Raw genomic sequence first — 230 nt, 5'->3', positions numbered from 1 at the left:
CGTCGATCCGCATGTGATGTCGGGCTACGCGATCGTGTTCGTCTACATGATCATGCCGATCGAAGCCGTCCTCGCCGCGATGCCGAGCCTGAGTTCGGCGCGCGTCGCGCTCGAGCGCATCGAACAGGTCAATGCCGAACTACCGAGCGAGGTGATGCTCGAGCCGTCTGTCGCGGCATGGTTCGAAAGCATTGCGCTCGACGGCGCCACGCATCGCTACTTCCGCGAAA

Annotated in this window: 1 pseudogene; it reads left to right on the top strand. The window is 62.6% G+C overall.

The window, feature by feature from the left end:
* Positions 1-230: pseudogene (locus tag SB822_RS61465) on the top strand (cyclic peptide export ABC transporter); the annotation flags it as partial.

The organism is Paraburkholderia sp. SIMBA_054, assembly GCF_046534875.1.
GTDB classification, from domain to species: domain Bacteria; phylum Pseudomonadota; class Gammaproteobacteria; order Burkholderiales; family Burkholderiaceae; genus Paraburkholderia; species Paraburkholderia hospita.
Note: the sequence above shows the minus strand (reverse complement) of the source record. Positions and strands in the feature narration are given on the sequence as shown.